The sequence below is a fragment of the Trichocoleus sp. ST-U2 genome, from assembly GCF_039961875.1.
GTDB lineage: Bacteria > Cyanobacteriota > Cyanobacteriia > Cyanobacteriales > FACHB-T130 > FACHB-T130.
In genome coordinates, this window is the sequence record NZ_JAMPJY010000025.1 from 83620 (window position 1) to 92938 (window position 9319).

Genomic DNA, 9319 nt, shown 5'->3' on the forward strand with positions numbered 1-9319 from the left:
GTTACTTTTCCATAACTTGATGAACCCTCAAATTCACGTAAATTTTAGTGGATATTTCCCCGGCGATCGCAGTGCAATGTTATTTTTAGAATGGGTTTACTTAAGCTAAATGATGTTGAGGTAAAAAATGCAATACTCAAATTCTAAAAAATCCCACCTAGAGATGGTTGATGAGGAGTCAACAGACAGTCTCGATAAATCCTTAGAAGCAATTTTGGCTCAACTAGAGCAAAATAACCAATTTGTAAGTGAATATCCGGATGTCGAGGAACTGGGGTTGAAGCATATTAGTCGTAACAAGAGGGCGGTAATAGAGAGAATGATTGCCCTCTGCCTATTCAGGTCCAAACAAAAGCCTAATGAAAGCCGGACAGAGTTTGAATGTGCCTAATGAGAAATCTCTCCAGCGACTGAAAGACTTGATCTTACACGTTGTAGAGGCAGATACAGATAACTTCCTTGAATTAGCAGAAATTGCTGGATTAAATCCCGTTAAAGATTTTGCGGGTGCTAATCTTAGTGGCGTTGACCTACATGGTGCCGACTTAAGCGGTTCGATTTTGCTGGGTACGCTGCTGCTGGGTGCCAATCTGATTGGTGCCGATCTCGCGGGTGCCAAGCTGAATAAAGCCAACTTGAATATGGCTGATTTGAGCGGTGCCAATTTGCTCAGTGCCAATCTCAACAGAGCTGACGCCATTAAAGTCTGTTTGATGGGTGCCAACTTGATTGGTGCTAACCTCAACAGTGCCAACTTACTATGTGCCCAACTGAATGAGGCTCAAATGATTGGAGCCGACCTTTGTCGCGCCAACTTAATTGATGCTTCCTTGTGTAGTGTCAACTTGAGTGAGGCGAACTTGAGTTATGCTATCCTGCGTCGTGCTGACCTGAGTAGTGGCACGTTGATAGGTGCAAACTTGATGGGTGCCGACCTAAGCGGCGCTGACCTACGTCGTGCCAATTTGAGCGATGCGGATTTAGGCACGGTAAAAGTGGAAAAAGCTCGATTTGGAGAGAATACAGGACTTTCAGAAGCAATGAAGCGTGACTTGAAGCGGCGAGGGGCAATCTGGTAAGAATATTTGCGCTCGTCGTTGCTCCTCAAGAGCCGCTTACCGAATCCGCCACAACTAAGTTTTATAATACTTTTCGGTTAACCTCTCTCCAAAGAGTTTAGATGGGGGAGACACGCAGGGAAGTAGAGAATTCCGTTTGCCGATAAAGAGGGACTCTCCCACTCCAGAAGCCAGATTGGGTAATGCTATAGGTTGAGTCTAGGATCAATGGTTGTTGATTATTGAGGCGAGTGTAGTGAATGCGATCGCTTCCGCATCCCAAACGCCAAAACGCTCAAAAACACCAACCCGATTACCCCCGCCAAGGGATTTTTGTCCACACCAGTAATCCAGTCGGAAACTTGACCAGAAAATTGCACCAGATTCCCCACATTAATGATGTAGTATCCCCAAACCAAGCCAGCGTGCAGACCGATCGAAAGTCCCAGACGCCCCTTGCTTCCGCGCTTTGCCCAAACCAGGGTTAATCCCAGCAGCAACAACCCTGGAAATCCCGGCAAAGTCCGAAAAATCTCCCTCAGCGGCTTCAGAAAATGTAGCAGCGCAAAGATAAAAGCATCTGCCAAAAGAGATACGCGGGGACGATAATCCCGTTCCAACTCATCTAACAGCCAACCTCGGAATACCAATTCCTCTGCAAAACCGATACCCAGAGCGCTCGCTAACCCTTCTAAAATCAGCTTGGCTAATGGAATTGTCGGAGGCTGCCACACCAGCCAACCCAATAGCCCCTCCAGCCCAAACAGACTGAAAGTAATCAAGACGCCAACACCCAGTCCAGAGAAAAGCTCTTTGGCATTTTGCCGCGTTCCTTGTAAACCATAGCGTCTCAGTAGCTGGGGTTGCTGATAGACTTTCTGACCCCACCACCGAACAAGCAGGAGAAACGCTGCAAACAACAGCCCCATCGTTAGGATGGTAACTAAGTTGGGATCTTTACTCAAGAGTAAGTAAATGGGTGCAGCCACCGGCAACCAGAGCAAGAGTAAACTCAGCACAAAACAGCCCAGCCGCGCCGGTGCCGGGTACTGGGCTAAACGGACAAAGTTTATTTTTAACAACCTCTTGCCTCTTACTTGTTGCCTAGGCGTATCCTATTCGTCTGGTTCTATAGTGCTGGTCAATCCGTGGTTGTTCAATGTTTCGCTATAGAACTCCGCATGCTCCAAGGCGCAAGTAATCACGAGAGCAAGCCCATTGGTATGAGCTTCCATCATGATACTGACAGCCTGAGGTTGCGTGATACCAGGCACCGTCGTTATCAAAACCTGCACCACGTACTCCATTGGGTTGAAGTCATCATTATGGAGCAACACACGATAACGAGGTGCGAGTTTACGGACTGTTGAAGGCTTTTGTACGGTTTCGACAGACACTGCTCTTCCCTCTTCGTTACTGATCTACGATTGATAAACGCTACTTGAACTCTCCCCTTCTCTACTCCAGATGTGATGCGAACACAGCTTGCGTACTACCATACGGAAAGCCGCTACGCGCCTACGTTACCCCATCTGAAGTTGGGTCGCTCAAGGCAAATGTTAAGATTCTAGCTGCTTTTTTTATATTACTCAATACTTATGCGTTCTGAGGAGGCGATCGCTCCAGCATTTCCCCTACGCCTGAGCAAAACCTTTCCTCAACATAACTAACGGGGATGCAGCAACCAAGCCCTTAGACGGAACTACTGAATGTCTAAGGGCATCCAGCCTTCCTGAGAAGCTAAAATAAAGAAGTTAACATTACTTAACATTTTTGTGACATGCAGGCAACCCCAGCAGCCTCTACCGTCCCCATTCCCGGCACTTATTGGCAATGGCGGGGGCAATCCATCTATTATGTACGGTCAGGACAACCGCAAACCGAACGCCCGCCCCTATTATTGATTCATGGCTTTGGTGCCTCTACAGACCACTGGTGCAAGAATATTACTGAACTGAGTCAGGATTTTGAAGTTTGGGCGATCGATCTGCTGGGCTTTGGTCGTTCAGCCAAGCCGGAGTGGGAGTATGGTGGCGACTTGTGGCGAGACCAACTGTATGATTTCATCACTAACGTGATTCGTCAGCCAGTTGTGTTAGCAGGAAACTCTCTAGGCGGCTATTGCGGGCTTTGCGTGGCAGCCCAACGTCCATCAGCCGCTGTTGGATTGGTATTGCTCAATAGTGCTGGCCCGTTCACCAATCTTAAGGTGCCGACTCAACCGAACCCCATCCAAAAAGTGATGGGTGAAGTCGTTCAGTCACTTTTTCGCCAACCCTGGGCTAGTTTTCTGTTGTTCCAGTATGCGCGCCAACGTTCAGTCATTCGGAATACACTCCAGAAAGTTTATCTCGACCAGAGTGCGATCACCGATCGGTTGGTGGAAGAAATCTATCGCCCCTCTTGCGATCCCGGTGCTGCTCAAGTGTTTGCTTCTGTCTTCAGAACGCCTCAAGGCGAAAAAGTTGACGTTTTATTAAAGCAGATGCGCTGCCGGCTGTTGCTGTTGTGGGGAGAAGCAGATCCCTGGATGAATGCAAGAGATAGAGCGGAGCAATTTCGCCAATACTATCCTCAACTGACAGAGCATTTTTTACAAGCAGGTCACTGTCCCCATGATGAGGTACCAGAACAAGTAAATGCTCTGATGCGCTCGTGGGTATTAAGCAATTAAAAATTCAAAAAAACGCCAAATAAAAATCAGAGAATGTTTAATTTGGCGTTTTTAATTGTTTACCAAGGATTGCCGATCATCGTAAACGCTGCCCAATAATAGGGATGAGAGAGTTTCTTCTCTCCTAACCCTGCCAACTCCGGAGGTAGCGAGATATCCTCTCTGGAAGTATGCATTTTGTTTCCCTCAATGCTTACTTCTCCATTAATCATCGATATCTGTGCCTGCCGTAGTGCCTCCGCTTTGATGGGGGCTTTTTTCAATTGTGAATAGAAGCTGGTCATCAGTCCCAGCGTCCCTTCATCACTGACGTACCACAGGCTTCCCATTGCCGATTTCACTCCTGCTTGCACAGCCAATCCAGCAAAGCCCATCTCCGCCTGTTCATTGCCTAACGCTGTGCGACAGGCGCTCAGCACTAATAACTCTACAGGTGGATCGTTCCAGCCCATTTGCTTTAGCTGATTCAATCGCAGTTTTGTGTCCCATAGCTGAATGTAGGATTGGCTAGGAGGGCCTAATTCAAATTCGGCATGAGTTGCTAGATGGACAATCCCAAAAGGCTGCGAGTAGCGCTGAGACTTCAGATTCTTGAGGGTGAAGGCGTCGTTAAGGAAGGCTTTGCCTTTCCACAGCTGGGGCGTAATCATTGACAACTCTAGGGGCACTGATGGTAAAGCGCTTTGTTCGGGAAACTTCTCTGCTCCCATTGCCAGAACTTGGGAATTTTTAATGTCTTTGAAGAGAGTATCCGTCAAACTAAGACTGGGCATCAGCCCCGTACTGTATTTCTCCACCAGAAACTTTTGACCATCGTGGAGAGCGGCAATCGGGATGGAGCGTAACCCACTGTCTGCGAGGAAGACCATATTCTGGATACCCCGCGCTTGTAAATCGGCTTCAATGGGTGCAATCATCCACTTATAAAGTTTTTGGGCTGGAGCCAGGTAAGCCTTCTGTCTTCGGGGGTTAATCACTTCGGCACGGAATTGATCGGCAACCTTGATTACTTGCGATCGCGTTGTCCCCGGAACCCGCTTGCGAATGGGGACACCATCAGAAGTCACCACCAATATTTCCAACTGGTCGCTATTGTTACGCCCTGCCCGATTGACCTTACCTAGGAAACTAGATTGCTGCACATTTTCTGGTTGATTTAACGGCTGTAGTGACTTAGTTCCATTGAAAGCCGTTGTATCCAGTAGGCTCGGATCGAGTGCAATCGTCTGAGGCACAAAAGTTACATAGATGAGTGCTGGTTTCACCCCAGTCGCTTTCTCAATTTTTTGCAGAATATTCCGAGCCTCTACCAGTGTGGTTGTCTGAGAATCAACCTGCTGACCCAAATATTCCTCAAATTCACGGGTGAAGGATTCTTCCAGAACTGCAACAGATTCACTTGCATCAGTTTGTGAAGATGATTCCGCATCCACCTTTCGTGATGATGAATTTTCCTTGCCGGAAGAGGTGGAAACCGGATCGTTTCCTGAGCCGGATAAGTTATCTCCCTGACTTGTTCCGTCATCTCCCTTGCTTGCTTGATCGTTGCTAGGGCTGCCGGAGCCTGTGTTTTTGCCCGTGCCACCAGTGCCGGTACTACCGCCCCCCGTGCCACCGGAGGAGCCTGTGTTTTTGCCTGTGCCGCCCCCCGTGCCACCGGAGGAGCCTGTGTTTCCACCCGTACCCCCGGATGAGCCGGTGCCGCTGCCACCTGTATTACTGCCCGTATCTATGCCGCCGGTACTACCACCTGTATTTATGCCGCCCGTGCCGCTGCCACCTGTATCTATGCCACCCGTGCCGCTGCCACCTGTATCTATGCCACCCGTGCCGCTGCCACCTGTATCTATGCCACCCGTGCCGCTGCCACCTGTATCTATGCCACCCGTGCCGCTGCCACCTGTATTACTGCCCGGATTTGGGGCAATATCTGTACCTACCTTGGTCGGTTGGGCAGATCCCGTAGATCCCGTGTATTTTATGGGGGCTGCTGTACCCGTTGTTAAAGTAATCGTCCCATCAGTGCCTTGACCGAACTTTCCATTACCAGAAGCGCCCGCCGTTATCTTGTTATACGTAATGCTACCCTTCGCAGTTAACGTTACATTCCCACCATCGTTGGGGCCGCCTGTAGCTTTCGTTATGATGTTGCCAGTTTTAATGTTTCCGTCTTGTGCTGTCAACGTTACACTACCAGCACCGCCCATGTTGCCCTTAACAGAAGTGTTAATCTCTCCAACAGTTACATTTGCACCTGTAATGGTTAACGCTCCCCCGGAAGTTGTGATGGATTGCGATTGATCCATTGAAAAAGACCCGGCACCATTTTTATCCGCGTCGGCAGTAAAGGTAATCGAGCCACCAGAAGAAAAGTCCAGCGACACACCGTTGTCGATGGTAATATCATTCGTTGCTTGTAGTAAGACATTACCAGTCTGATTTTCGAGTAAGCTCTTGGAGATAGTGAAGTCTACCTCATCCCCTCCATCAGCCGATAAAATTTGCCCCGCTAAGTCTCCTGTAGGAGTATCGGCATTGAGTTGATCGTCGTTCGTACCACCTGTATTGACTATCTTGATATTCTTTGGATCGAGCAGAATGGTGCCGTCTACCCCGTTAGGGGCACCTACATTCACCTCTCCTTTAAATGCTAAGTTTTCCTTGCCGGATACTTCGACAAAGCCACCATTACCTTGATTAGTGCCGCCACTAGCACCGATTTTGCCATAGAAGCCGGTTACTTTGTCTGCCCAGACGATGACATGACCGCCATCGCCGTTGAGCAAACTGTCAGCATTGATCGTAGAGTCGCTGCTGATGTAAGTATGAGAGGCAGTGGGAATGGTGCCTTTCCCCTGAAAATCCCCTCCAATCAGGACGGTGCCGCCACCATTGGTGCCTGAAGCGTTAACATTGCCACTAACCAGCCCGACTTTGTCGCCCAAGACCTGCGCCGTGCCGCCAGTCTGACCTGAAACGTTGAGACTGCCAGAGGCGATCGCAGTGCCTGGATCTGTGGGAATGCTAACCCCAGATCCCGTTAACACTACCTGACCATTGCTGTTGACTGTTAGCCCAGTGGCACTCCCGGCACCGCCTCCCGTTAACAGTTCTGGGATGGAAGCAACTGGCAATGTCCAATTTTCCGGCTGGCTACCGGCTGCTGCTATGGGTTGAATTTCTAAGCTTAGTAGATTCCCTGGTTGACTCAGGCGTACTATGTTCTCACCAGGTACGGCTGTTAAGGTGATATTACCCCCAGGAGCTGTCAGGGTTCCGGTATTTACTACGGTACCACCCAGTAAAGCAATATCCTTTGCCGCGCCTACACTCAGATGCCCTGCGTTGATAATTGCACCGGGTTGAGCGTTGGTGAAGGCAAAGGCGTTGGGTTCTCCCCCCAGAGCAGCATAATTATTGTTACCAGATGCATTGAACCAGTTGCTGCCGAAACCAATTCCTGTAGCAGTGGTGGCGGTGAAGCTTCCGTTTACATTTAAGCTGGCGTTGGCACCCAATACAATCCCAGATGGATTAATTAGAAACAGATTGGAATTGCCATTCGTAACTTGGAGCAGACCGTTAATAATAGAGGGGTTTCCGCCAGTGACGCGACCCAATATATTTTTAATATTTTGGTTTGACAGAAAATTCGCAACTTGGTTGGCGTTTAGCCCAAACTCGGAGAAACTGTGAAAAAGGTTTGCCCCATTACTGGAGGTTTTTCCCCCAGTAATGTCGAAACTGTTGCCATTGGTATTGACAATGGTGTTCGTGCTGTTGGTGGGGTCTTGATCTGGCACAATTTGTGCCTGCGCGATCGCCCAATCGACGCCTCCTGGAGCGATCGCAGGCAACATCCAAAAGGCCAAGGGTAAAACTAAATATTTTATCCTTTTTCCTTTTTCTTTTTTCACTTTAATATAGCTTGCCTTCAGCAATAGACTGATTTCACATACAGCGACTTTCATTTGCCTAATTCCTGGGAAGAAACACGTCGCTCGTTGCCACTTCTGGAACTGTCACCCCAGCTTGTGTTGCAGGTAGCAGGTAACCAGATACTTGGTAAGAATGCACCGATTTTTTTTCTACTCTCAATTAGAAAAGTGGCGAGGCGGCAAAAAAAACAAATTTAGATTGCTCTGCCTAGCCTTATCTCCAAGCTATCCTCAAAAAGCAGATTTTAGGCATTTTTAATGCATTTATTTTAACAAAATGTGTTAATGCACTTTTCTCTCTACAGCTATATAAAATCCATAGGCGAACGCATTCCTTTTAGGGGATGGTAAAATTATTTTTTCTATAAAACTAATTGGCTGTAACACTGTTTGAGTTTATGCCAATCGTGAAGTGCCAATCATCACCAAAACGGATGAGTAGGCAAATTTCGATTCTCCACTTCGGGCAGTTCAGTCGGCAACATATACCCTTCCGGAGTATACCCCTTTCTGCCCTTAAACGTACCCCTTTCCTTTAAACGTTACCGCATGGGTCGATGATAGCCCAGGGCTTTGCTGTACCGATCCGAAAAGTCTGTCATTCATTTGGGAATTTTCCGAGATGAATGACAAAGAGTCACTACCGCTTTTGCTAGCCCCTACATGCTGAGTTCGAGGATTTCCGCAAGAATATGACCTTATCTAAATAAAAACGCGATCGCGCTCTTCAGATGCACTTTGTGCAATACTCGCCCCAATTCTTCTAGAATTCACAATCCGATGCACGAGCTTCTAGGTCGAGGATGGCTGGGAGTTAAGTCGGAGAAATGAATGAAACCCTGTCATTCGTAGGCTGGTAAGCCACTCCGTGTAGATGAGTTCTCCGCGTTGGGGGCGTGGCCTTTGAGGAACGCAACCCACAACATTGAGAAGGCTTCGATAGCTAACACTTAGTCGCTCTACCCTTCACACAGATAATTATGGGTTGGGGAGAGATTAACCGAAAAGTATTGACTTGAATCTTACTCAAATATTTCCCTTCACTGCGCTTCGCCGATCAGGGTAAATACCGCCCAGTCTAATGGGTTCAGGTATGTTTTCAGAGTTTTTCACATGGCACTTCGCAGTGCAGCGGCTCTGTCTGGATTTCCCTGGAGATTATGATAAAACTCCGTCATTAGGAAAGAAGTGGGGGCATCAGGGATCGCCCATAATGACACTAAGTGCGATTCGTTTTCAGCTAAATACATAAGCTCAAATGAGGATAACAAACCTCATAACTCCTTCCTCAATGCAGGTTAGAGTCCTGCCCATCAGGGGTGATGTGACTCCCTATCTGCCCACACCGAACCGACCTGGAGTACCTACGGGGAAATCGGCAGAGTGAAGCTGGAAGGCGCAACCAGAGCTGAAGCAGATTAGGCACACTGGCGCTAACGGGGAGACGCAACGGGTAAACAGGTTCTAAAAAAGTGTTTTACATGAAAGCCACAGTCTGAACAACAATGTGGACTTCACTCTCGATATTCTCGCTCTGGCGTTGCTGAAAGAGTAATGCTAGATTTGGTATAATAGAAGGATGAAATGCCCTGAATGTAACTCCACTCAAACCGCTAAGAACGGACATCGTCGAGGCAGACAGTGCTATA

At 48.2% G+C, this 9319-nt stretch carries 7 protein-coding genes; 3 read left to right on the forward strand and 4 right to left on the reverse strand.

Going from position 1 to position 9319, the window contains the following annotated elements:
- The first annotated feature begins 127 nt into the window (after nucleotides 1-127).
- Complete coding sequence (locus tag NC996_RS17200; protein WP_190415153.1) at nucleotides 128-391, forward strand: hypothetical protein; 264 nt, start codon at nucleotides 128-130, stop codon at nucleotides 389-391.
- Nucleotides 360-1079, forward strand: a complete 720-nt coding sequence (locus tag NC996_RS17205; protein ID WP_190429621.1) for a pentapeptide repeat-containing protein — start codon at nucleotides 360-362, stop codon at nucleotides 1077-1079. The genes NC996_RS17200 and NC996_RS17205 overlap by 32 nt, the downstream gene beginning before the upstream one ends.
- A gap of 218 nt (nucleotides 1080-1297) precedes the next feature.
- Here NC996_RS17205 and NC996_RS17210 read toward each other — a convergent pair whose 3' ends face one another.
- Complete coding sequence (locus NC996_RS17210; protein WP_347277779.1) at nucleotides 1298-2131, reverse strand: CPBP family intramembrane glutamic endopeptidase; 834 nt, start codon at nucleotides 2129-2131, stop codon at nucleotides 1298-1300.
- 42 nt (nucleotides 2132-2173) lie between these two features.
- A complete protein-coding gene (gene clpS / locus NC996_RS17215) occupies nucleotides 2174-2455 on the reverse strand; it encodes an ATP-dependent Clp protease adapter ClpS (RefSeq protein WP_190415151.1) in 282 nt (93 codons plus the stop codon).
- A gap of 383 nt (nucleotides 2456-2838) precedes the next feature.
- On the opposite strand from clpS, the gene NC996_RS17220 reads away from it, so the two are divergent.
- Nucleotides 2839-3732, forward strand: coding sequence for an alpha/beta fold hydrolase (locus NC996_RS17220; RefSeq protein WP_190683042.1), 894 nt, complete (start codon nucleotides 2839-2841; stop codon nucleotides 3730-3732).
- Nucleotides 3733-3791: 59 nt separating this feature from the next.
- Here the strand turns inward: NC996_RS17220 and NC996_RS17225 are convergent, their stop codons facing one another.
- A complete protein-coding gene (locus NC996_RS17225; RefSeq protein ID WP_190683045.1) occupies nucleotides 3792-7703 on the reverse strand; it encodes a CHAT domain-containing protein in 3912 nt (1303 codons plus the stop codon).
- A gap of 1076 nt (nucleotides 7704-8779) precedes the next feature.
- Nucleotides 8780-8920 carry a CHAT domain-containing protein gene (locus NC996_RS17230; protein ID WP_339380192.1) on the reverse strand — a complete coding sequence of 47 codons (141 nt, stop codon included), beginning with the start codon at nucleotides 8918-8920 and terminating at the stop codon, nucleotides 8780-8782.
- Between the last annotated feature and the right edge of the window lie 399 nt (nucleotides 8921-9319).